The organism is Acidovorax sp., assembly GCF_034519795.1.
Lineage (GTDB): Bacteria > Pseudomonadota > Gammaproteobacteria > Burkholderiales > Burkholderiaceae_C > Acidovorax.
On sequence record NZ_JAXHOB010000001.1, the window covers coordinates 148,141 to 172,019 of the forward strand.

A 23,879-nucleotide genomic window follows, 5' to 3' on the forward strand; every position below is an offset into this window, starting at 1 on the left:
TCACTCCATCACTTCCGCTAGCCATTGGGCGAAGTGCGTGGGCGTGAGTGCCGCCACGTGCATGCCCTTGTTGGCCAGGCGCTGGGCCATCTGGCGGTCGTAGACCGGGTTGGCACCCTCGTCGAGCGCGGCCAGGCCGAGCAGCTTCACGCGCGCCTCGGCCATGCGCGCCACGGCCGACAGCAGCGGGCCGGGCGCGGCGCCTTCCTCGAAGTCGCTGATCAGCGTGAACACCGTGCGCTGCGGGTTGCCGATCAGCGACTCGCAATAGTGCACGGCGCGCCCGATGTCGGTGCCGCCACCGAGCTGCACCGTGAGCAGCACCTCCACCGGGTCGTGCGCCAGGTGCGTGAGGTCCACCACGGCGGTGTCGAACACCACCAGCTTCACGCGCACGGCGGGCAGCGAGCTCATGATGCCGGCGATCACGGCGCTGTAGATCACCGAGTCCATCATCGATCCGCTCTGGTCCACGCACAGCACCACGTCCCAGGGCAGATTGCGCTTGACGCGCGCATTGAACAGCGGGCGCTGGATGACCAACTGGCGCCGCTCGGCGCTGTAGTTCTTGAGGTTGGCCGCGATGGTGGCGCGGGCATCGAAGTTCTGCGCGTTCTTGAGCAGCGAGCGCCGCTGGCGGTTGCGCCGTCCCACCAGGGCGTTGACGAAGTCGTTCTTCAGGCGCCGGGTGATCTCGTCCACCGTCTTCTGGATCACCTCGCGCACGGCATCGCGCATGCCGCCCGACAGGCGCCCGCGCATGCCCAGCAGCGCCTTGGCCAGGCCCGGCGTGGGGTCCATGGAGCGCAGCACCGCTGGGTCCTTGAGCAGGTCGGTGAGCTGGTAGCGGTCGATGGCCTGGGTCTGCATGCGCTCGAACACCTCCTGCGGGAACAGCGTGCGCGAGCGGTTGAGCCAGTCGATGGCGCGCAACTGGCTCGGGTCGAGCGAGCCGGCTCCGCCGCCCGCAGGGCGAGCCAGGCCCCGGCCGTCGTACTCGCGGCCGTAGAGGTATTCGAGGGCCTGGTCGAGCTTCCAGTCGCCCGCATCGAACCGCGCATGCGACAGCGGCTGCGCGGCATAGCGGCCCAGGATCAGGCGCCAGCGGCGCAGGGCCTCGTCGGGGCGGTCGCCAGAATCAGGGCTTTCCATGGAGGCCTGTGCGGGCGCAAAAAAGGCCCGCGACACGGGCGGGCCTGGATGGGTTGAGCGAATGCAGGGGTGCGGCGCGCAGGGGCTGCACCAGCCCGGCAATCATGCGCAACACGCCCATTCGGTGCTCAGAATGGGATGTCGTCGTCCATGTCGTCAAAGCCCGAGGCCGCGCGCGGGGCCGGCGCAGGTGCCGGACGTGCGGCAGGCGCTGGCGGGCGCTGCTGCGCGGGAGGCGCGGCGCGGCGTTGCTGCTGCGGTGGCGCGTCGTAGCCGCCACCGCCCTGGTCGCCGCCGTAGCCGCCGCCATCGTCATAGCCGCCGCCCTGCTGGCCACCACCACCCTGGCCGCCGCCGCCCATGCCCTGGCGGCTGCCCAGCATCTGCATCTGGTCGGCGCGGATTTCGGTGCTGTACTTCTCCACACCCGCCTGGTCGGTCCACTTGCGCGTGCGCAGGCTGCCTTCCACGTAGACCTGCGAGCCCTTGCGCAGGTACTGGCCGGCGATCTCGGCCAAGCGGCCGTTGAAGACCACGCGGTGCCACTCGGTGGCCTCCTTCATTTCACCGCTTTGCTTGTCTTTCCACTTGTCGGTGGTGGCAATCGTCACGTTCGCCACCTGGTCGCCACTGGGGAAGGTGCGCATTTCAGGGTCGCGGCCGAGGTTGCCGACGATGATGACTTTGTTCACGGATGCCATGGTGCTGCTCTACCTACTTGATGTTTGGGGGGCGTTGGTGTGCTCTCCGGTCCGTGGAGAGACTGCGCGCCGAACGCGCCATTGTGCCGCAAGCCGGGGTGGCCGGGGCGGGCGGAAATCTGTTACAGGAACGCTCAGTGCCCCTGCCCGCGCCCCGTGGGGCGCAGCGGCCACGTCAGCACCAGCCACAGGGCCGTGAGCACGGCGGTGGTGGCGAACAGGCCGGGGGCCCCGGCCCATTTGACCAGGGCTCCGCCCAGCGCGCCGCCGGCAAACAGCCCCAGCGATTGCAGGGTGTTGTAGCTGCCCAGGGCCGCGCCGCGCAAGGCCGCAGGCGCCATGCGCGAGACCAGGCTGGGCTGGCTGGCCTCCAGCGCGTTGAAGCCGCAGAAGAACACGAACAGCAGCGGCCCCAGCACCCACAGCGTGGGCGTGGCGCCGCTGGCCGCCAGGCCGCCAAGGCCCAGCTGCACCACCAGCACCAGGGCGATGGAGCCCAGCAGCGCCGCGCGCAGGTGCCCGGCGCGCTCCAGCGCGAACAGCCCGCCCATGGCCACGAAGGACAGCACCACGGCCGGCAGGTAGGCCTGCCAGTGGTGGTCCTTGGGCAGGCCGGCCTGCACCAGCATGGCGGGCACGGCCACCCACATGGACAGTTGCACCGTGTGCAGCACGAAAACGCCCAGGTTCAGGCGCAGCAGGTCGGGGTGGGCCCAGACATCGGCCAGGCGGCCCCGGGGGGCATTTTTGTGCTCCGTGGGCTCGGGGGGAACCAGCCACAGCACCACCGCCACGCCGGCCAGCGCCAGCGCGCAGGTCAGGCCGAACAGGCCCGACAGGCCGATGTGGGCCGTGAGCAGCGGTGCGGCCACCAGGGCCACGGCGAACATCAGGCCGATGCTGCCGCCCACCAGGGCCATGGCCTTGGTGCGCACCGCATCGCGGGTCTGGTCGGCCAGCAGGGCCGTGACGGCGGCCGACACGGCGCCCGCACCCTGCAGCGCCCGGCCCAGCAGCAGCCCGGTGAGCGAGTCTGCCAGCGCCGCCAGCAGGCTGCCGCCGGCGAACACCAGCAGGCCCAGCACGATCACGCGCTTGCGCCCGAAACGGTCCGATGCCATGCCCAGCGGCAGTTGCAGCAGCGCCTGCGTGAGCCCGTAGATGCCCATGGCCAGCCCCACCAGGGCCGGGTCATCCCCCCCGGGGTACTTGCGCGCCTCCAGCGCGAACACCGGCAGCACCAGGAACAGGCCCAGCATGCGCAGCGCGAAGATCAGCGCCAGGCTGACGCTTGCGCGGCGCTCCAGCGGCGTCATGGCATGCGCAGCTGCTGGCGGCAGGGGGGCTGAGGAAGAGGGGGCGGCACTCGGGGCCGGGGAAGGCATGAACAAGGAAGGGGGCTCGGTGGAGGGCTGGCGCAAACCCCGATTCTCGCCCATCCCTTCGCCCATTGACTTTGATCAAGAACAAACGGCCGTCGGCTGGCGCTGGCATGGGGTCGGCACTGGCGCCAAATACCCCAATGAGAACGATTGCCATTTCTTCCGGATCTGCATCTCCGTGGCGACAGGCCGGCTGCCGCCGCCGTTTCCGGTTGCATCGGCAACGGCCTGCGCTTTGGCAGCAGCATGGCGGCTGCGCGGGGGATCGCGGTGGCCTATCATGGTGGGTTGTCCTGCATTGAGCCCGCCCCCGTGAAAAACGACCCTGTTGCCGCCGCCGACGACCGATCTTCCGACGGCGCCTACCTGGCCCGCGTGCTGCGGGAGCAGCGCATCAGCATCCGCGGGGCGCGCACGCACAACCTCAAGAACATCGACCTCGACATCCCGCGCAACCAGCTGGTGGTGATCACCGGGCTGTCGGGCTCGGGCAAATCGAGCCTGGCCTTCGATACGCTGTATGCCGAAGGCCAGCGCCGCTATGTGGAAAGCCTGTCGGCCTATGCGCGCCAGTTCCTCGGGCGGCTGGACAAGCCCGACGTCGACCTGATCGAGGGCCTGTCGCCCGCCATCAGCATCGAGCAGAAGGCCACCAGCCACAACCCGCGCTCCACCGTGGGCACGGTGACCGAGATCCACGACTACCTGCGCCTGCTCTACGCACGCGCCGGCACGCCCTTCTGCCCTGACCACGGCCTGCCGCTGGCGGCCCAGACCGTGAGCCAGATGGTGGACGCCGTGCTGGCCCTGCCCGAGGACACGCGCCTGATGCTGCTGGCCCCCGTGGCACGCGAGAAGAAGGGCGAGTTCACCGAGGTCTTCGCGCAGATGCAGGCGCTGGGCTACATCCGCTTCCGCGTGGACGGCACGATCTACGAATACGAGAGCCTGCCAGCCCTCAAGAAGACCGAGAAGCACAGCATCGACGTGGTGATCGACCGCCTCAAGGTGCGCCCCGAGATGCAGCAGCGGCTGGCCGAGAGCATCGAGGCCGTGCTGCGCGTGGGCGGCAACGAGGGCAATGGCCGCGTGCTCGCGCTCGAGATGGATTCGGGCCAGGAGCACCTGTTCAGCTCCAAGTTCTCGTGCCCGGTGTGCAGCTACTCGCTGGCCGAGCTGGAGCCGCGCCTGTTCTCCTTCAACTCGCCCATGGGCGCCTGCCCGGCCTGCGACGGCATCGGCCAGCGCGAGGTGTTCGACCCCCTGCGCGTGGTGGCCTTCCCCACGCTGAGCCTGGCCAGCGGCGCCATCAAGGGCTGGGACCGGCGCAACGGCTACTACTTCGCCATGCTCGAAAGCCTGGGCCGGCACTACGGCTTCGATGTCGAGTCACCCTTCGAGTCGCTGCCCGCCAAGGTGCAGAACGCGGTGCTGCACGGCTCGGGCGAGGAAGAGATCGCCTTCAGCTACATCATGGACAGCGGCCCCTCCAAGGGCAAGGTGCTGAGCCGCAAGCACAGCTTCGAAGGCATTCTGCCCAACATGGCGCGCCGCTACCGCGAGACCGATTCGGTGGTGGTGCGCGAGGACCTGGCGCGCTACCGCAGCACCCAGCCCTGCCCCGAATGCCATGGCACGCGCCTGCGCCGCGAAGCCCGCCATGTGAAGGTGGGCGAGGGCGAGCAGGCGCGCGCCATCTTCGAGGTGAGCCATGCCACGCTCAATGACGCGCATGGCTGGTTCCGCTCCCTGTCGCTCACGGGGTCCAAGGCCGAGATCGCCGACAAGGTGGTGCGCGAGATCACCACGCGGCTGCAGTTCCTCAACGACGTGGGCCTGAACTACCTGAGCCTGGACCGCAGCGCCGAGACGCTGTCGGGCGGCGAGGCGCAGCGCATCCGCCTGGCCAGCCAGATCGGCTCGGGCCTCACGGGCGTGATGTACGTGCTCGACGAGCCCAGCATCGGCCTGCACCAGCGCGACAACGACCGCCTCATCGCCACCCTGCAGCACCTGCGCGACATCGGCAACAGCGTGATCGTGGTCGAGCACGACGAGGACATGATGCGCGCCGCCGACCATGTGATCGACATGGGCCCGGGCGCCGGTGTGCATGGCGGCCGCGTGATGGCCCAGGGCAGCTACGACACGGTGCGCAGCCACCCCGAATCGCTCACCGGCAAGTACCTGTCGGGCACGCTGGCCATCGCCGTGCCCAAGCGCCGCACACCCTGGTTGCCGGTGGTCGAGGCCGCCGCGCAGGCCCTTGCGCCGGCCAAGGGCAAGTCGCGCTTTCCCGAAACCGAGGCCAGCAAGCGCCGCGCCGAGCGCATGGCCGCCCACCATGCGCGCCAGGGCGCCGTGCAGGCCCTGCGCGTGGCGGGCGCCACGGGCAACAACCTTCAAAACGTGACGGTGGACTTCCCCGTGGGCCTGCTGACCTGCGTGACCGGCGTTTCGGGCTCGGGCAAGAGCACCCTGGTCAACGACACGCTGTACGCGGCCGTGGCGCGCCAGATCTACCGCGCCCACGAAGAGCCGGCCGCGCACGATGAGATCGTGGGCATCGAGTACTTCGACAAGGTCATCAACGTCGACCAGTCGCCCATCGGCCGCACGCCGCGCAGCAACCCGGCTACCTACACGGGCCTGTTCACGCCCATCCGCGAGCTCATGGCGGAAGTCAACACCGCCAAGGAACGGGGTTACGGCCCGGGGCGCTTCTCCTTCAACGTGGCCGGCGGCCGCTGCGAGGCCTGCCAGGGCGATGGCGTGGTCAAGGTGGAGATGCACTTTCTGCCCGACGTCTACGTGCCCTGCGATGTCTGCCACGGCCAGCGCTACAACCGCGAGACGCTGGAGGTGCTCTGGAAGGGCCGCAACATCGCACAGATCCTGGAGCTCACGGTGGAGGATGCCTTCGCCTTCTTCAAGGACGTACCGGCCCTGGCGCGCAAGCTGCAGACCCTGCTCGACGTGGGCCTGTCCTACATCCGCCTGGGCCAGGCGGCGACCACGCTCTCGGGCGGCGAGGCGCAGCGCGTGAAGCTGGCGCAGGAACTGTCCAAGCGCGACACCGGCCGCACGCTCTACATCCTGGACGAGCCCACCACCGGCCTGCACTTCGCCGACATCGACCTCTTGCTCAAGGTGCTGCACCAGCTGCGCGACGCGGGCAACACCATTGTCATCATCGAGCACAACCTGGACGTCATCAAGACCGCCGACTGGCTCATCGACATGGGGCCCGAGGGCGGTGCCGGCGGCGGCACCGTGGTGGGCGTGGGCACGCCCGAGGACCTGGCGGCCAACCCGGCCAGCCACACGGGCAAGTACCTCGCGCGCTATCTGGCCTAACGCAGGCGTTGTGCAACCACGGGATCGAGTGATCCCATGAATGCCTCCACGGCCCGCGTGTAGTCGCTCTCCAGGCCCAGGTTGGCATTGATTTCGCCGTGCGTGAGGTCCTGCGGCAGCACCTCGGCGCGGCCGCCCAGGGCCTGCACATGGGCTGCCATGCCCTGCGCCTGCAGGCAGGGGCGGTCGGGCCGGCTGGTGGAGCACACGAACTGGTACGGCGGTTGAACCCCGGTCACGGCATGGTAGGGCGAGATCGCAAACCAGAAGGCCGGGTCGCTGCCCAGCACCTCGTCGTAGAACGGGTAGTGGGGCAGCGACATCACGACCGGTGCGTTGAGCAGCGCACTGTCGAGCGACACCGTGCCCAGCCAGGGTGCGATCCCCAACCGGCCCAGAAGCGCCGCATGGGCGTTCACGAACGACACCAGGTGGGCGCCCGCCGAATGGCCCATGAGGATGAACTTCGCAGGATCGGCGCCCCACTGCGCGGCCTGCTTCTGCGCCGTGTCGAGCGCCACGGCAACGTCGATGGCCTCCTGCAGCACGTTGACCGCCGGGTGCAGCCGGTAGTTGACCGAGATCAAGACGAAGCCGCGCGGCACCCAGCGCGCCGCCTTTTCCTGCACCACGCCGGACATGGCCTTGTCGCCCCTGCGCCAGCCACCGCCATGCACCATGAAGAGGACCGGGGCCGGGCCTTCCACGCTGCTGCGCGGGGTGCTGGGCAGGTAGATGTCCATGCGCTGCAGCGGGTCGGGGCCGTAAGGTATGTCGGCGATGCGTTGCACGCCGGCCGGCAGGGTGGTGAGGGCGCCGCCACCCGCCTCGTCGAAAAAGCCGGCGGGGTCGTTGGGCTGCGCGTGGGCCGGCGCCACGGCGGTGAGCGCGGCCAAGGCCAGGCCCAGGCCAGATAGGGCCCACAGGGTCCGGCGGGCCCAGGTGCGAAGGCGGGGAGCGAGGGGGGTGGTCATGCGGGTGTTCTCCTGCAATGGCAGTGAAAATGGGCGGGGCTGGGGGCTACTGCAGCGTGCCCTTGCGGCTGGGCAGGCGCGCGGCGATGGCGGCCATGATTTCGGCCTCGGTCACAAAGCCCTTGCGCTGGGTGTCGATCTGGTCGAAGGCGCCGTACACGCGCGGCATGCCGGCCTGGGCCTCGGCGCGGGTGAGCTGGCCGTTGCCGTCCTTGTCGGCGGCCACGAAGCGCTGGTGCATCTGCTGGGCACGCTGGGCGGACGGTGCCGCCTGGGCACAGGCGCCGGCCACCAGGCCGGTGGCGAGCAGGCAGGCCGTGGTCAGCGTGCGGGTGGAGTGAGGGCAAGAGGTCATGGGTCGGCTCCTGGGGCGATGGGTTGCGGATGCCCTGACTGTGGCGCCCAGGTGTGAGCCATTTGTGGCGTGGGCGGGCCGATGTATGACAAAGCATGACGAAGTGGCCTGCGGCAGGGCCTTGCGCCCTACCATTGCCGCATCCTGAGTTGCACGCCCTTCCTTATGACCGACGCCCTGGCCCGTATCCTGGTGGCCGATGACGAGCCCGACCTGCGCGCCCTGCTGCAGCGCTACCTGGGCGACCAGGGCTATGCCGTGCGCACGGTCGACGGGGCCGGTCCGCTCGATGCGCTGCTGGCGCGCGAGCGCTTCGATGTGCTGGTGCTCGACGTGATGATGCCGGGCGAGGACGGCCTGTCCATCTGCAGGCGCCTGCGTGCCCAGGGCGAGACCATCCCCATCCTCATGCTCACCGCGCGCGGCGACCCGGTGGACCGCATCATCGGCCTGGAGATGGGTGCCGACGACTACCTGCCCAAGCCCTTCAACCCGCGCGAGCTGCTGGCGCGCGTGCAGGCCATGGTGCGGCGCCAGCGCATGCTGGGCGCCCACGCCGGCCCGCTGCAGGCCGGCGGCAGCATCCGCTTTGGCGATTTCACGCTGTGGGTGGATGAGCGCCGGTTGACCCGCGATGGGCAGGATCTGCCCCTGACCAGCGGCGAGTTCGCCCTGCTGCAGGCCCTGGCCCGGCAGCCGCGCCGCCCGCTCGGGCGCGACCGGCTGATGGCCCTGGCCTACGGGCCCGACCACGAGGCCACGGACCGCAGCATCGACGTGCAGGTGATGCGCCTGCGCAAGCTCATCGAGGCCGACCCGGCGCAGCCGCGCCACATCCGCACCGTCTGGGGCGTGGGCTACGTCTTCATGCCGGACGGCGCGGCGCCTGCAGGAGGTGCCGCATGAGCGCGCACGCCCCGGGCAGCGGCTGGTGGCCGCGCAGCCTGTTGGGTCGCAACCTGCTGCTCATCACGGCGCTGGTGGTGGCAAGCCAGCTGTGCGCCGTGGTCCTGGTGCGCCAGATGATTTTGCAGCCGCGCGTGGCCCAGGTGGCCGACGGCGTGGCGCGCAACGTGGCCGCCCTGCGCGCCGGGATGGACGTTCTGCCGCCAGCGCAACGCGCGGCCTTCGTCGAGGCCTTCAACCGCCAGACGGCCCTGGCTGCGCTGGAATCCGACGACCCGCCGCCCCCGCGCCGGCGCGCCCTGCTGTCGCCGCTGGAACAGCGCTTCGTGCAGGCGGTCGCCCGGCGCTTGGACCAGGCCGAGGCGGCCGCTGCCGGTGGGCCGCGCTGGCGCCGCGATGGCGCGGGAACCCTGGCGCTGCGTGTGGCGCATGGTGGCACCGACTACTGGCTGAATCTGCCCAGCGTGTTTCCCACGCGCGAGTTCACGGGCGCGTGGCTCATGGCCACTGTGGCTGGCGTGCTGCTCGCCCTGCTCGGCGCCTGGTGGCTGCAGCGCCACCTGAACCGGCCGCTGGCCCGCGTGGTCGCTGCCGCGCAGCACCTGGCACAGGGCCAGGCGCCCGCCCCCCTGCCCGAGGATGGGCCCCAGGAGATCGCCACCGTGGCGCGCAGCTTCAACCAGATGGCGCACAGCCTGGCCGAAGCCGACCGCGAGCGCGCGCTGATGCTGGCCGGCGTGTCGCACGACCTGCGCACCCCGCTGACCAAGCTGCGCCTGGGGGTGGAGATCGCGCAGGCGCATGTGGACGCACCGCTGGCCGCCAGCATGGCGCGATCCATCGAGGAGATGGATGCCATCGTCGGCCAGTTCCTCGACTTTGCGCGCCTGGGCGACGCCGAGGCTGCGGTAGTGGCCTCGCTCGATGAACTGGCCCGGGCCGTGGCCGAGGCGCAGGCCGACCATGGCCGCGCGCTGCAACTGGAAGCGGGCCCAACGCCCGCCGTTCTCGTGCATGCGCAGGCGCTGCGGCGGGCGGTGGACAATCTGGTCGAGAACGCCTGGCGCCATGGCGCTGCGCCCGTGGTGCTGCGCACGGGCGCCACTGCGGCTGGCGCGTGGATCGAGGTGGCGGACCATGGCCCGGGCATCCCTCCCGCCGAGCGGGAGCGCATGCGCCAGCCTTTCGTGCGCGGCGGCGGGAATGCCCGCACAGGCACCCCAGGGGCCGGGCTGGGCCTGGCCATTGCCGAGCGTGTGGCGCGCGCGCATGCAGGCGCACTGGAGCTGCACAGCGCACCGGGCGCCGGCCTGCGCGCGCGGCTGGTGCTGCCGCGCGCTGCGTAGATCAGCGCAATCGTGGTGCGGACGCCGGTGCCGCATCGCCTGTGCGGAATACCGACACCACCTGCACCAGTTCTTCGGCCTGGCCTTGCAGGCTGCTGGCTGCTGCCGCCATCTCCTCGACCAGGGCCGCGTTCTGCTGCGTGGCCTGGTCCATCTGCGTCACGGCCTCGCCCACCTGGGCCACGCCCAGCGACTGTTCGTGGCTGGCGGCGCTGATCTCGCCCATGATGTCGTTCACCCGCCCGATGGCGGCCACCACCTCGTGCATGGTGCTGCCGGCGCGCACCACCAACTGGTTGCCCTGCTCCACGCGCTCCACCGAGGCGTTGATCAACTGCTTGATCTCCTTGGCCGCGTCCGCGCTGCGCCCGGCCAGGCTGCGCACCTCGCTGGCCACCACGGCAAAGCCCCGGCCCTGCTCACCCGCGCGGGCGGCTTCGACGGCGGCGTTGAGCGCCAGGATGTTGGTCTGGAAGGCAATCGAGTCGATCACGCCGATGATGTCGGCGATCTTCTGCGATGAGGCGCTGATGCCCTGCATGGTCTGCACCACCTCGGTGACCACCTCGCCGCTCTGCACTGCAATGGTGCGCGCATTGCCAGCCAGTGCACTGGCTTGGCGCGCGCTGTCCGCATTCTGGCGCACCGTCGAGCTGAGCTCTTCCATCGAGGCAGCGGTTTCCTCCAGGGCGCTGGCCTGGCTCTCGGTGCGCGCCGAGAGATCGTTGTTGCCCTGTGCGATCTGGGCGCTGGCTGTGGCCACGCCTTCGGAGCCGCCGCGCACCTGGCTCACCACATCGGTCAACTGGCGGCGCATCTGCACCAGGGCGGCCATGAGCTGGCCGACCTCGTCCGTGCCGTGGGCCAAGGCGCTACCGCGCAGGTCGCCCTGGGCCACGGCGTTGGACAGTTGTACCGCCTGCGCCAGCGGCACGGTGACCGAGCGCATGAAGGTGCGCGCCAATGCCACCGCCACCGCCAGGGCCACGGCCAGCAGGCCGAGCTGCCACAGCAACTGGCGCTGCAGGCCCGAGACCCGCCCCTGCAGGGCGCCGTTGAGAAGCTCCATGGCCTGGGCATTGAGCGCGTACAGCGCGTCGATGGTGCGGGTGAACTCGTCGAAGTAGTCCGAAGCCGGGGCCGAGAGCTCGGCCGCGCCGATCACCTCCCTGTCGGCGCGCTGCAATGCCTGCTGGACCTGGGTGTGCACCGCCTGCGCGGGGCCGCCGAGTGCCTGGCGGAAGGCCGGGTTGTGGAGCATGGCGCGCTCCAGGCTGCGCAGCGTATCGCCCTGCAGCTCCAGCACGCGCTGCTGCAGTGCCACCAGCCCGCCCTTGCCCTCGGGCGCCAGGGCCTTGCCGCTCAGCGCGGCGGAACCCTGGGCGCGCATCACGCCGAGTTTTTCACCGAGCATGGGCACATGCACCAACGAGGCCTGGACGAGGGCGTTCGTGTCCTGCCCGGGGTCGAGCGCCAGGCCGTAGTGGTGAAGCAAGGTCTCGCTCAGGCGCATCACCCCGGCGATCAGCTGGGTGTGCTGGGCCGTGCTCTGGGCCGGCTGCAGGCCGCGCGCCGCGACCGCCTGCTCCAGGGTCTGCCAGGTCTGGCGCAATTGTTTCAAGGTGGCTTCGTCGGCCGCCGGCACGCCCGCCTCGGCGAAGCGGGTGGCCACATCGGCCAGGGCTTTCTCCACGGCCTCGCGCGCTGCAGGCCGGCGCGCTGCCAGGGCCTCGTTGCCGCCGAGCATGCTGGCCGAAAGGCCCCGGTGCACCTGCATGCCCTGCACCACCTTGTTGAGGGCCAGCAGCGGTGGCGCACCGCGCGCCTCCTGGCGCGCTGCGGCCATGCCCTGCAGGGCATCGCGCACGTGCATGAAGGTGGGCAGGGCCGTCATCGCCAGCGCGATCAGCCCGAGGATCAGGAACTTCTGGGGCAAGTTCAGACGGTTCAGGGAGGCCATGGCGAAAAGCGGCAGCCGTTGCATGCGCGGGGTTGCGGCCCCGGCGTGGCGCCGGGTCGGGGCTGGGAGGGAACGCCTGACCTTCAGCAAACGACATGCCAGCTGCGCCCCGCAGCACCGCAGGTCGCTCCAACGGGCCCGTTCGGTGGCCGGCGGTGCCTTCCTGCAGGGCGCCAGCCGGGAAATGGGCTATACCAGCGGTACCTGTTGAGGAGACCATTGCATGCATTCCATCACCCTGCGTTTCCTGGCGTCGCACAGCGCACCTTCCGCGTCAGGCCGCATCCATGGCGGCACGGTGCTGCGCTGGATGGACGAGGCCGGCTTTGCCTGCGCCTGCGCCTGGGCCGGGGGCAACTGTGTGACCGCCTTGATGGGAAATGCCAGCTTCGAGCGGCCCATCCACCCCGGCGACCTGGTCGAGGTGCAGGCCCGCCTGGCCCACACGGGCGAGACCAGCATGAACATGCTGATCGAGGTGCGCAGCGGCGGCATCCAGGAGAAGGAGTTGCGCGAAGTCACCCACTGCGTGGCGGTCTATGCCGCGCTGGACGAGGACAGCCGGCCTCGCGCGGTGGACAAGTTCACGCCCGAGACCCCGGGCGACATGGCCCTGGCCGAGCGCGTGAACGCGCAGGTGGAGGCCGCCCGCCAGCCTTTCGCGCCAGTCCATTGAGAGTTGGCTGGCGTCGTTGCTGGGCACCCCACTTCACACGCCCCGTGGCGGGCGCGTGCCTGGCCGAGGTCGCACAGCGCCACACTGGGCAGTTCGTGCACAAACGGTGAAGCGGCTGCCCCCGAAGTTGTTCTCGATTGTGCAGAATCGGGGCATGCAGCGCTTTGTCCCTCCTCCCCGCGACCTGCAGCCCTGGCTGGAAGGCGCCGTGGCCGTGGACAGCCCGGCTGAACTGCACGGCTCGCAGTTCCCTGCCATGGTGGGCAGCATGCTGGTCGTCCGACTCGAAGGCGAGGTGCTGCGTGGCGGCATGGCGCTGCCTGCGGCGGCGTGGATCAGCGCCAGCACGGTGGCCACGGCCTATGCGCACCGGGGCCGGGTGCGCGCCGTGGGGCTCATGCTGCGGCCCGAGGCGGTTGCGTCGCTCCTGGCCCCCGGGCGGGGCATCGTGAACGGGGCGCGACCGATGGCGGCCATGGCCGGCACGTCCTGGGCCTTGGCCGAGCAGGCCATCCGCGCAGCGCCCGATGACGATGCCCGCATCGGTGCGCTGTGGCAGTTCATGCGCCAGGAGCGCGCCGCGCAAGCGCAGTGCGAAGAGCGCCTCGCGCATGCCAGGGCCTTGCTGGACCACGCATGCGCGAACGCTCAGGGCACTGCGCCCCGCGTCGGCTGGGGGCTGCGCCAGTTCGAGCGGCGCTTTGTTGCAGAGTGGGGCATGACGCCCAAGCAGTTCCAGGTCATCGCCCGGTTCAGCGCCACGCTGCAGCACGCGATGGAGGCGCCGACGGAGCCCGGCGCGCACCTCGCGGCCGACCAGGGGTACTACGACCAGTCGCACATGGCGCGCGACATGCGCAGGCTGGCAGGCCAGCCCCTCCAGGGACTGGTGAAGGAGGCGGCCCGGCGCTCGCCCAGCGCCCACTGGCCCTTGCAGGTCGGCGCGCAGGTGCGTCAGGCTGTGGATTCGCCGCGCAGGCGCTGAGCCAGGTACAGGGGCAGCGCGAACGCCAGGCCGATGCCGAAGCAGGCCAGCACATAGGCCCAGCGCCAGGCCCCCAGGCGCCGATCGCTGGCCACCCAGGCCGAGAACGCCACGGCCGCGAGGTACACGTCCACGGTGATGCCGGTGGTCAGCGCGTTGGCGGCGGCATCGCGCCAGTACACCCCGGGCGCGACGCTGCCCCCGCCCTGGAAATACACCAGGTTGAAGTACCAGGGGACTGCCATGCCGGCGATGGCCAGGCCGAAAAGAAAAACGCGCAGGTGTTTTGGCTGCATATGTCAGGGGGGCCCGCACAGTGGCGGGCGTTGGATGGATCAAGGACCCCTGAGACTAGGCTTGCAAGCCTTCTGGCGATAGGAAAAATACGACATGGGGCCGGCACGGCGCGTGCAGGCCCCGCGCTCACGGCGCGCGTGGCAGCGAGGTGACCGCGCCGCGGTCCACCTTCTGCTCCTGGCTGTCCGGCGGACAGGCTTCGTCGGTGTAGACCGTGCGGCCACCCTGGATGCACTTGCGCAGCTGGGGCGCAGGGGCTGATGCCGCTCCACGTGCGCCCGTGGCGCCCTGCGCGCCCTTCTTCTCGGGCGGCAGGGAATTCTCCCCAGGGGGTCAGTTGCTCCCAGGTCTTCCCGAGCCAGGGCCGGGCTCTGAGCATGGGGCGTCAGCGGCTGGGATTTTTTTGGCGTGCAAGGCGGGCATGGACGAAGACTTTCAGCCTTTCAGCCCGGGACGGGCGGCGCAGTGCGCCCGATGCGCTGTGAGACCTGCAGCGCGCACTGGCGCAGCGGCGTGGCCACCGAGCCATCCCAACTGCTGTCGAAACTGGCCGAAGGGCCCATGGCCAGGATGCCCAGCACCAGGTGGCCGGCCGAGTCGAACACCGGTGCGCACAGCGCGTCGATGCCGGGAATCGGCTGCCCCAGCGAGCGCGACAGGCCGTGCCTGCGCGTCTCGGCCAGGGCGGCATCGAGTTCCGCGTGGGCGGGTTCGCCCTTGGCGTCCTTGCGCGTGCCCAGGCGCTGCAGTTCATCGTTCAGGATGCGTTCCACCACCTTGGGCGGCATGTAGGCCGCGAACAGCCGGCCCGTGGCCGTATTGGTCAGCGACATCACGGTGCCCGTGCGCAGGTTCACGTGCAGAGGCTCGATGGGCTCCTCCAGCCGCACGATGGTGGGCCCCAGGTTGCCCCAGACGGCCACCGCAATGCTTTGGCCCGAGTCATTGGCCAGCGCCTCGATGAGTTGCGAGGCCTCCTTGACCGGGTCCATGCGCTGTAGGCGCGTCAGGCCCAGCTGCAGCGCCAGCGGCCCCAGTTCGTAGTGCCCGGCCTCGGTCTGGGTGACGAAGCCCACCTTCAGAAAACTCACCATGTACGGATGCGCCTTGCCAGCGGTCATGCCGCTGGCCTTGGCCAGGTCCTTGAGCGCCAGCGGGCGCACATGCAGGGCGAGTTGCAACAGCAGGGCACTCCCGATCTCGATCGATTGGATGCCACGGCGACTTTTTTCCATGATGGGGAGTTCCAGACGGGGGGTGGCCAGTGTATCCATAAGGGTTTTCCATGATATAGGCAGATTCATCCGATTGAATCGCATGATTTGATATTAACGGATCAATTGACAATAGTCATATGCTCGATAGAATCCGCCAAAACACTTCTAACGTTGGAGTCAAGGCATGACGCAGGACAGCATCTCGGTGGATGTATTGGTGGTGGGCACGGGCGCCTCGGGCATGGCAACGGCCATCACGGCGGCATCGCAGGGCCTGAAGGTGCTGGTGGTGGAAAAAGAAGCGCGTTTCGGGGGCACCACTGCGCGTTCGGGTGGCTGGCTGTGGATCCCGGGCACAAGCCTGGCCAAGGAGCAGGGCATCCATGAACCGGACGGCGCCGCCCGCGCCTACCTGCAGCACGAGGCCACCACCCACTTCGACGCGGCGCGCGTCGACGCCTTCCTGGAGTACGGCCCCAAGGCCATCGACTTCTTCACGCAGAACACCTGTGTGCAATTCGATATGCCCGCCGTGTTCCCCGACTACCACGCCGAGGCCACGGGCGGTCAGCCCGGTGGGCGGTCCATGGTCACGCGCCCGTTCGATGGGCGAGAACTCGGCCCGCGCATCAAGCACCTGGCGCCGCCCCTGCCCGAACTCACGGTGTTCGGCATGATGCTGGGCTCGGGCCCCGAGATCAAACATTTCATGCGCGCCTTCAAGTCGCCCACCTCGTTCGCCTACGTGACGCGGCGCCTGAGCAAGCACGCCATGGACGTCATCGGCAACGGCCGCGGCATGACGCTGACCAACGGCAACGCCCTGGCCGGCCGTCTGGCCAAGGCCGCGATGGATCTGGACATCCCGGTATGGCTGTCCTCCCCGGTCACGAAACTGGTGGTGGAATACGACGGCGTCAGCGGCGCGTTGGTGCAGCACGAAGGCAAGACCGTGAAGGTGACTGCCACGCGCGGCGTGGTGCTGGCCTGTGGCGGGTTCCCGCACGACGTGGAGCGGCGCAAGCAGCTCTTTCCCCACGCGCCCACCGGCAAGGAGCACTACTCGCCTTCGCCCGCATCCAACACCGGCGACGGCCTCAAGCTCGCCGAGGCCGTGGGCGGCTATGTGGACGGCACCATCCCCCATGCGGCGGCCTGGGTGCCCGCATCGGTCACCACACGCTCCGATGGCAGCAAGGGCGTGATGCCGCACTTCATCGACCGCGCCAAGCCCGGCGTGATCGCCGTGACGCCCAAGGGCGTGCGCTTTGCCAACGAGGGCAATTCGTACCACGACTTTGTGCAGGCCATGGTCGCTGCCTGCCAGGGCGAGCAGGAAGTCTCCGCCTGGCTGCTGTGCGACCACAAGGCGCTGCGCGCCTACGGGCTGGGCTGTGTGGCCCCCGCCCCGCTGCCCATCGGGCGCCACCTGCGCAGCGGCTACCTGCAAAGCGGCAAAACCGTGGCCGAGCTGGCCGCACGCATCGGCGTGGAGCCGTCGGTGCTGGAGACCACCGTCAGTGCATTCAACGACACCGCGCGCCGTGGCGAAGACCCGGCGTTCGGCAAGGGCAGCAAAGCCTACAACCGCTACCAGGGCGATGCGTTGGTCACGCCCAACCCCTGCCTGGCCCCGTTGGAGAACGGGCCTTACTACGCGATCAGGCTCGTGATCGGTGACATCGGCACCTTTGCCGGCCTGCAGACCGACGACCGTACGCGCGTGCTCAACACCGCAGGCCAGCCGATCAAGGGCCTGTACGCCGTGGGCAATGACGCGGCCAGCATCATGGGCGGCAACTACCCCGGTGCCGGCATCACCCTGGGCCCGGCGCTCACCTTCGGCTATGTGGCCGGGATGGAACTGGCGCAGGCCCTGATGCCGGTGCACGACCCCATGATGCTGCAGGACCGCGCCGCCGTGCCCCTGGCCCGCACGGCCTGAGCGCCCACCCAAGACAACAGAGAAGAAGGAGCAGACAGATGGTGTATCCAGAAGCAGTGGCCCCGCGCCTGCTGAACGGCCGGTTGGCGCTGGTCACGGGCGCTGGCCAGGGCAATGGCCGCGCGATCGCGCTGGGCCTGGCCCAGGCCGGCGCACGCGTGGTGGTGACCGACATGAACACGGCGGCCGTGGAGGAAACGGCCCGCCTGGTGCAGGCCGAAGGCGGCGACGCCTTCGCCTACAAGCTGGACGTGACCGATCCCGAGGGCTGTCAGGCCCTGGCCGCGCAGGTGGGCCGCGACGTAGGGGCCATCGGCATCCTGGTGAACAACGCCGGCATCATCATCCGCGAGGGCACCGGCAGCGAACGCGCCGCCGCCAACTGGAAGAAGACCATCGACGTGAACGTGAACGGCACCTTCAACGTGAGCCTGGCCTGGCTGCCGGCCATCCAGTCCACCCGGGGCTCCATCATCAACATCGCCTCCATCGCCGCCTATGCTGGCCAGGGCGGCAGCCTGGGCTACTCGCCCTCCAAGGGTGCGATCAAGATGTTCACGCAGTCGCTCGCGGCCGAACAAGCCCCCAAGGGCGTGCGCGTGAATGCGCTGGCGCCCGGCGTCATTGCCACGCCCATGACGGCGGCCACGCGTGACAACCCCGAGCGGCTCGAATCGTTCATGACCCGCATCCCCATGGGCCGCGTGGGGGAGACCGAGGACCTCGTCGGCCCGGTGATCTTCCTCGCGTCCGACATGTCGCGCTACGTCACAGGCATCACGCTGCCCGTGGACGGCGGATTTCTCGCCGTCTGACCGAGTTCCCCCTGGCCCGGCCCGGGAAAGGGTGCGAGGCAGATTTCAACCATAAAGATGGAGACAACACCATGCAACTCAAACGCCTTTGCGCAGGCCTTCTGGCCGCAGCCGCCATCACCGCGATCTCGACCGGCGTGTCCGCCCAGGAGATCAAGCTCGGCTACAACGGCGACCTTTCCGCCTCGCCCTCGGCCCAGAGCGGCCAGGCCGCCGTGATCGGCATGGAAGCGGCCATCGCCGACATCAACGCCGCTGGCGGCGTGCTGGGCCGCAAGCTCACGCTGGTGACGCGCGATGATGTCTCGGCACCGCCCAAGTCCATCCAGAACATGAGCGAGCTGATCGACAACGAGAAGGTGGTCGCCGTGTTCGGCCCCACCAATTCGGGCAACGCCATGGCCTGGAAGCACATCGCCAACCAGAAGAAGATTCCCGTGCTGGGCAACGTGGGCTCGGGCACCGACATCACCAAGCCCATGAGCCCGGGCGCCGACAACTACATGTTCCGCGTCTCCATGGTGGACCGCGAGCAGGTCGCTGCCCTCATGGCCTACGTCAAGAAGAACGCTGCCACCTCCAAGGTGGTGGGCCTGATGGCCGAGACCACCGGCTACGGCCAGGGTGGCTTGAAGGACATGCAGGAGATCGCCGAGGTGCAGGGCATCAAGCCCGCTGCCACCGAGCGTTTCGGCGTCGGCGACACCGACATGACTTCGCAGCTGAGCAAGATGAAGGCCGCAGGCGTGGACACGGTGGTCGTCTGGGCCCAGGGCACGCCGATTGCCCAATTGGTGCGCAGCATGGAGAAGATCAACTACTTCCCGCTCACGCTGACTTCCTGGGCCGCTGACAACATCACCTTCTACGACGCGGCCGGCAAGGCGCTGGCCGAAAAGCCGCTGTTCATGCGCACCGTGAGCGAGACGCGCACCCCTGCCCAGCAAAAGCTGTTCGACCGCATCGGCGCCAAGCTCAAGGCGCCCGGCTCGTTCTCGTTCGCGCTGCACGGCTACGACTCGGTGCTGCTGTACGCCGAGGCCGTCAAGCAGGCCAAGACCACCGAAGGCTCGGCCGTGCGCCTGGCGCTCGAAGACCTCAAGACCCCGGTGCAGGGCGTGCTCAAGGCCTACGACAAGCCCTTCACCAAGACCAACCACGACGCGCTGACCGCCAAGGACTTGGTCTGGATCCGCTGGAAGGACGGCAAGCTGCTGCCCTACACCGATGCGCTGATCGGCTCGCTGGCGCCGGCCGACTTCAAGCAGTAAGCCGGTCTCACGGCCTTCATCGGAACGACGCACGACGACGACAACAACGACCGGGCGCGGTGGACACGGGCTGTCCGCACGCCGCGCCCGGCCGGGGGAACAGAACATGACAGAAGCGCTCTTGCAGGCGATCATCAGCGGGCTGGCGGTAGGCGGTGCCTACGCGCTCGTAGCGCTGGGGTTCAGCATCACATTCACGACCACCAAGACCCTCAATTTCTCGCATGGGGAATTCGTCTCGGCGGGCGCCTTCATCGGCATGAGCGCGCTCTTCCTGGTGCTGGGCAAGCCGGTGAGCTCCACCACCTTCGGCGATGCCATTCCGGGGGCCGGCGCGCAGATGCTGGCCCTGGTGGCGGCCCTGGGTGCCATGGGCCTGCTGGGCTGGCTGCTGTACGCCATCGGCGTGCGGCCGTTCGCCGGCCGGCCCGGCATGGCCTGGGTGATGAGCACACTGGGGTTCGGCGTCATCCTGCAGAGCATCGGCCTGGCCATCTGGGGGCCCAAGCCTGTGGTGGTGCCGGCGCCTGTGGGGGATGCGGTGATCCGTTTCATGGGCGTGGGCGTGCGCCCGCAGGAGCTGCTCACGCTGGGCGTGACCGTGGCCATCATGCTGGTGTTCGACCGCGTGATGAACCACACCATGGTCGGCAAGGCCATGCGCGCCGTGGCCGCCAATGGCAGCGTGGCCAGTCTGATGGGCATCAACACCAATGCGGTGATGATCGGCGCCTTTGTCATCAGCTCTGCGCTGGCCGGGTTGTCGGGCTTTCTGCTCGCGCCCATTGCCCAGGCCTCGCTGTTCATGGGGCTCACCGTGGGGCTCAAGGGTTTCTCGGGCGCCATGATCGGCGGGCTGAGCAACCCGCGCGGCTGCGTGATCGGCGGCTTCGTGCTCGGCGTGTTCGAGTCCATGGTCAACCTGTGGCAGGCGCAGTGGCGCGAGGTGGCGGTGTTCGCCCTGGTGATCCTGGTGCTGGCGTTCCGTCCCACGGGCCTGTTCGGCAAGAAGATGGTGGAGAAGGTATGAAGCAGGGCCGTCACTTCGTCGCTGTCGCCCTGATGGCCGCGGCGCTGATCGGCGCCACGGCGCTGTTCAACAACGACTACTACCTGCGCATCGTGTTCATGATGTGCGTGTACTACCTGTGCGCCGCCGGCATGAACGTGCTGGTGGGCTACGCCGGTCAGAAATCCCTGGGCCAGGCCGGCCTGTTCGCAGCCGGCGCCTATGCCGCAGCACTGCTCACCACGCGCACGGAAATGAGCCCCTGGCTGGCGCTGGTGCTTGCTGCCGGCATCTCGGGGCTGTGCGGCGTGCTGATCGCACTGCCCTCGCTGCGCGTCAAGGGGCCCTATCTGGCCATGGTCACGCTGGCCTTCGGCATCGTGGTGGAAAAGCTCGTCGGCGAGTGGACGGACGTGTTCGGCGGGGCCCAGGGCATCTACGGCATCAAGCCGCTGACCTGGAACGGCCAGCCCTTCACCCCGGTGCAATGGGCGTGGTTCGGCATCGTGCTGTGCGCCGTGGCCCACCTGTTGCTGCGCAACCTGATCTGCAGCCGCTTTGGCCGTGCCCTGCTGTCGCTGCAGGCCGACGAGATCGCCTCGTCCTCGGTCGGCGTGCGCGTGTACCGTGCCAAGGTCATCGCCTTCGTGGTCGCGGCCGTCACCTGCGGCATCGCCGGTGCCCTGGTGGCGCAGCAGAACCAGTACATCAACTCCGATTTCATTACCTTCCACCTGTCGATCTTCATCCTGCTCTTGGTGCTGTTCGGCGGCGCGGGCTCCATGTACGGCCCGCTCGTGGGCACGGTGATCCTCACGCTGGTGGATGCACTGCTCGCGCGTTGGCCCTCGGCGCAGCATTTTCTCTACGGCTTCCTGCTGCTGTTCGCGCTGTACGTGATGCCCGGCGGCATCATGGGCCTGTTGTCCCAATGGTTCCAGAAGTCGAAGAAGGCGGGGCTCGTGACCGGTGGCAGTGCCGCGCCTATGCGCATCGGCCCCGACGGCAGCGGCGAGCTGCTGGTGGTACAGGGTGTGAGCAAGTCCTACGGCGGCGTGAAGCCCGCACAGGACGTGTCGTTTGGCCTTCAGCGTGGCCACATCCACGCACTGATCGGGCCCAACGGCGCGGGCAAGAGCACCATGATCAACATGCTCACTGGCGTGGTCGATCCCGACCAGGGCTCCATCCGTTTCCTGGGCCAGGAGATCGTGGGCCGCCAAGTGCACACCATCTGCTGCCTGGGCATGGGCCGCACATTCCAGAACCTGCGCCTGTTCGCCGACCTGTCGGTGCTCGACAACGTGATGCTGGGGCGGCACAGCCGCATGAGCAACGGTTTCTTCTCCTCGCTGTTGTCGCTGCCGCTAGCGCGCCGCCAGGAGGTGGCCACGCGCGAGCGCGCCATCCAACTGCTCGACCTGGTGGGCCTGTCGCACCTGGCGCACCAGCCCGCAGGCAGCCTGCCCTACGGCCTGCAGCGGCGCGTGGAACTGGCGCGCGCACTGGCCACCGAGCCGCAGCTGCTGCTGCTCGACGAGCCTGCCGCCGGCCTGAATCCGCAGGAGACGGCTGAGCTGGGCCAACTGTTGGTGCGCATTGGAAAGTGCGGCGTGAGCATCCTGATGGTGGAGCACCACATGGACCTGGTGATGTCGATCTCGGACCATGTGATCGTGCTCGACTACGGCATCAAGATCGCCGAGGGCAAGCCCGCCGAGGTGCAGGCCAACCCGCGTGTCATCGCCGCATACCTGGGCGTTGACGACGACGCCGTGGCCGCCACCTGAACCGAGAACATGAGCATGTTGAAAATCGAATCCGTCAAGGTGTCCTACGGCGCCATCGAGGCGGTCAAGGGCGTGAGCCTGGAAGTGCGCCAGGGCGAGGTGGTGACCATCATCGGTGCCAATGGCGCGGGCAAGAGCACGCTGCTCAAGAGCATCTGCGGCCTGGAGCCGGTGGGCGAGGGCCGCATCCTCGTGGACGGCAAGGACTGCACCCTGGTGCCGGCGCACCAGCGCGTGGGCCTGGGCGTGGCCATGTCGCCCGAGGGGCGCGGCGTGTTCGCCGACCAGACGGTGCGCGAGAACCTGATGCTCGGCGCCTACTCGCGCAGGGCCGAGGGCGCTGCGGCGCTGGAGGCCTCGATCCAGCGCGAGTTCGTGCGCTTTCCGCGCCTCAGGGAGCGTGAGCACCAACTGGCCGGAACGCTCTCGGGCGGCGAGCAGCAGATGCTGGCGATTGCCCGCGCACTCATGAGCGGGCCGCGCCTGCTGCTGCTCGACGAGCCTTCGCTGGGCCTGGCGCCCCTGATCATCAAGGACATCTTCGACGCCATCCGCCAGCTGCGCGATGCTGGCCTGACCATCCTGCTCGTGGAGCAAATGGCCAAGCAGGCCCTGGGCGTGGCCGACCGCGCCTACGTGCTCGAAACGGGCCTTATCACGCTCGAAGGCTCAGGCGTGGCGCTGCTCAACAACCCCAAGGTCAAGGCCGCCTACCTGGGCACGCACTGACCTGTACCCCTCACCCCAGACAACCAAGGACACCCATGACCACCAAGACCTTCGCCTCCGCCGCCGACCTGGAAGTCAAGAAGGTGAGCTTCGACAAGCTGTCCGAGCACGCCTACGCCTACACCGCCGAGGGCGACCCCAACACCGGCATCATCATCGGCGACGATGCCGTGATGGTCATCGACACCCAGGCCACCCCCGTCATGGCGCAGGACGTGATCCGCCGCATCCGCGAAGTGACCGACAAGCCCATCAAGTACGTGCTGCTGTCCCACTACCACGCGGTGCGCGTGCTCGGTGCCAGCGCCTACGGGGCCGAGCACATCATTGCCAGCGAAGACACGCGCGACCTGATCGTCGAGCGCGGCCAGTTCGACAAGGACAGCGAGATCGGCCGCTTCCCGCGCCTGTTCCAGAACGTGGAAAGCGTGCCCGACGGTCTGACCTGGCCGACCATGACCTTCAACAAGAAGATGACACTGTGGCTGGGCGCGCTCGAAGTGCAGATCCTGCAGCTGGGCCGCGGCCACACCAAGGGCGACACCGTGGCCTGGCTGCCGCAGGAAAAGATCCTCTTCTCGGGCGACCTGGTGGAGTTCGGTGCCACGCCGTATGCGGGTGACGCTTACTTCAAGGACTGGCCGCAGACCCTGGACAACCTGGCGGCCTTGAAGCCCGAGAAGCTGGTGCCAGGCCGGGGCGCCGCCCTGCAGACCCCGGCGCAGGTGCAGGAAGGCCTGGCCGGCACGCGCGCCTTCATCAGCGACCTGTACGAGAGCGTCAAGGCCAGCGCTGCCAAGGGCGAAGACCTGCGCAAGGTCTACGAAGCCACCTTCGCCAAACTGCAACCCCAATACGGCCACTGGGTGATCTTCAACCACTGCATGCCATTCGACGTGACGCGGGCGTACGACGAAGCCACGCAGTACCCAGACCCGCGCATCTGGACCGCCGAGCGCGACGTGCAGATGTGGAAATCACTCGAAGGCTGAGCGCCCATTCCTGGCCGCGC

Annotated in this window: 20 protein-coding genes; 12 read left to right on the forward strand and 8 right to left on the reverse strand. The window is 68.9% G+C overall.

The features are described from left to right. From U5N23_RS00680 to U5N23_RS00690, 3 genes are all read right to left on the reverse strand, one after another. Positions 1–1,152: a VWA domain-containing protein gene (locus U5N23_RS00680; RefSeq protein ID WP_322590953.1), complete on the reverse strand. Its 1,152-nt coding sequence runs from the start codon at positions 1,150–1,152 to the stop codon at positions 1–3. Between the two features lie 128 nt (positions 1,153–1,280). Continuing rightward, entirely contained in the window at positions 1,281–1,853 is a 573-nt protein-coding gene (ssb, locus tag U5N23_RS00685) for a single-stranded DNA-binding protein (protein ID WP_322590954.1), read from the reverse strand. A 134-nt stretch (positions 1,854–1,987) separates the two neighbouring features. After that, on the reverse strand, positions 1,988–3,169 hold the full coding sequence (locus U5N23_RS00690; RefSeq protein WP_322590955.1) for an MFS transporter: 1,182 nt from the start codon (positions 3,167–3,169) through the stop codon (positions 1,988–1,990). Between the two features lie 432 nt (positions 3,170–3,601). Between U5N23_RS00690 and uvrA the strand changes: the two genes are divergently transcribed. Continuing rightward, on the forward strand, positions 3,602–6,592 hold the full coding sequence (uvrA, locus tag U5N23_RS00695) for an excinuclease ABC subunit UvrA (protein WP_322591166.1): 2,991 nt from the start codon (positions 3,602–3,604) through the stop codon (positions 6,590–6,592). Here uvrA and U5N23_RS00700 read toward each other — a convergent pair. After that, on the reverse strand, positions 6,589–7,566 hold the full coding sequence (locus U5N23_RS00700; protein WP_322590956.1) for an alpha/beta hydrolase: 978 nt from the start codon (positions 7,564–7,566) through the stop codon (positions 6,589–6,591). The two genes, uvrA and U5N23_RS00700, sit on opposite strands and share 4 nt — an antisense overlap. Positions 7,567–7,612: 46 nt before the next feature. Next, complete coding sequence (locus U5N23_RS00705) at positions 7,613–7,921, reverse strand: hypothetical protein (RefSeq protein WP_322590957.1); 309 nt, start codon at positions 7,919–7,921, stop codon at positions 7,613–7,615. Positions 7,922–8,086: 165 nt separating this feature from the next. Here U5N23_RS00705 and ompR point away from each other — a divergent pair, with 165 nt between their 5' ends. Both ompR and U5N23_RS00715 read left to right on the forward strand, forming a co-directional pair. Beyond that, positions 8,087–8,827 (forward strand): two-component system response regulator OmpR, encoded by a 741-nt coding sequence (ompR, locus tag U5N23_RS00710; RefSeq protein WP_322590958.1) that lies wholly within the window; start codon positions 8,087–8,089, stop codon positions 8,825–8,827. Then, positions 8,824–10,173 carry an ATP-binding protein gene (locus tag U5N23_RS00715; RefSeq protein WP_322590959.1) on the forward strand — a complete coding sequence of 450 codons (1,350 nt, stop codon included), beginning with the start codon at positions 8,824–8,826 and terminating at the stop codon, positions 10,171–10,173. The genes ompR and U5N23_RS00715 overlap by 4 nt, the downstream gene beginning before the upstream one ends. Position 10,174: 1 nt before the next feature. On the opposite strand, the gene U5N23_RS00720 is transcribed toward U5N23_RS00715, so the two are convergent. Next, a complete protein-coding gene (locus tag U5N23_RS00720) occupies positions 10,175–12,133 on the reverse strand; it encodes a methyl-accepting chemotaxis protein (RefSeq protein WP_322590960.1) in 1,959 nt (652 codons plus the stop codon). Between the two features lie 223 nt (positions 12,134–12,356). Between U5N23_RS00720 and U5N23_RS00725 the strand changes: the two genes are divergently transcribed. Both U5N23_RS00725 and U5N23_RS00730 read left to right on the forward strand, forming a co-directional pair. Next, positions 12,357–12,809 carry an acyl-CoA thioesterase gene (locus tag U5N23_RS00725; RefSeq protein ID WP_322590961.1) on the forward strand — a complete coding sequence of 151 codons (453 nt, stop codon included), beginning with the start codon at positions 12,357–12,359 and terminating at the stop codon, positions 12,807–12,809. A 154-nt stretch (positions 12,810–12,963) separates the two neighbouring features. Then, positions 12,964–13,794: a helix-turn-helix domain-containing protein gene (locus tag U5N23_RS00730; protein ID WP_322590962.1), complete on the forward strand. Its 831-nt coding sequence runs from the start codon at positions 12,964–12,966 to the stop codon at positions 13,792–13,794. Here U5N23_RS00730 and U5N23_RS00735 read toward each other — a convergent pair. Beyond that, a complete protein-coding gene (locus tag U5N23_RS00735; protein ID WP_322590963.1) occupies positions 13,764–14,090 on the reverse strand; it encodes a DUF2834 domain-containing protein in 327 nt (108 codons plus the stop codon). The two genes, U5N23_RS00730 and U5N23_RS00735, sit on opposite strands and share 31 nt — an antisense overlap. 444 nt (positions 14,091–14,534) lie before the next feature. Then, the gene (locus tag U5N23_RS00740; protein WP_322590964.1) at positions 14,535–15,326 is read right to left on the reverse strand and encodes an IclR family transcriptional regulator; all 792 of its coding nucleotides are present in this window, start codon (positions 15,324–15,326) and stop codon (positions 14,535–14,537) included. Positions 15,327–15,492: 166 nt separating this feature from the next. Between U5N23_RS00740 and U5N23_RS00745 the strand changes: the two genes are divergently transcribed. From U5N23_RS00745 to U5N23_RS00775, 7 genes are all read left to right on the forward strand, one after another. Next, the gene (locus tag U5N23_RS00745) at positions 15,493–17,253 is read left to right on the forward strand and encodes an FAD-dependent oxidoreductase (protein WP_322590965.1); all 1,761 of its coding nucleotides are present in this window, start codon (positions 15,493–15,495) and stop codon (positions 17,251–17,253) included. A 38-nt stretch (positions 17,254–17,291) separates the two neighbouring features. After that, positions 17,292–18,068, forward strand: a complete 777-nt coding sequence (locus U5N23_RS00750) for a glucose 1-dehydrogenase (RefSeq protein ID WP_322590966.1) — start codon at positions 17,292–17,294, stop codon at positions 18,066–18,068. 71 nt (positions 18,069–18,139) lie between these two features. Beyond that, positions 18,140–19,339: an ABC transporter substrate-binding protein gene (locus U5N23_RS00755; RefSeq protein ID WP_322590967.1), complete on the forward strand. Its 1,200-nt coding sequence runs from the start codon at positions 18,140–18,142 to the stop codon at positions 19,337–19,339. Positions 19,340–19,445: 106 nt separating this feature from the next. Further along, the gene (locus U5N23_RS00760) at positions 19,446–20,369 is read left to right on the forward strand and encodes a branched-chain amino acid ABC transporter permease (protein WP_322590968.1); all 924 of its coding nucleotides are present in this window, start codon (positions 19,446–19,448) and stop codon (positions 20,367–20,369) included. Further along, entirely contained in the window at positions 20,366–22,138 is a 1,773-nt protein-coding gene (locus U5N23_RS00765; protein WP_322590969.1) for a branched-chain amino acid ABC transporter ATP-binding protein/permease, read from the forward strand. The genes U5N23_RS00760 and U5N23_RS00765 overlap by 4 nt, the downstream gene beginning before the upstream one ends. Positions 22,139–22,153: 15 nt before the next feature. Continuing rightward, entirely contained in the window at positions 22,154–22,867 is a 714-nt protein-coding gene (locus U5N23_RS00770; RefSeq protein WP_322591167.1) for an ABC transporter ATP-binding protein, read from the forward strand. 35 nt (positions 22,868–22,902) lie between these two features. Then, the gene (locus U5N23_RS00775; RefSeq protein WP_322590970.1) at positions 22,903–23,859 is read left to right on the forward strand and encodes an MBL fold metallo-hydrolase; all 957 of its coding nucleotides are present in this window, start codon (positions 22,903–22,905) and stop codon (positions 23,857–23,859) included. The last annotated feature ends 20 nt before the right edge of the window (positions 23,860–23,879 follow it).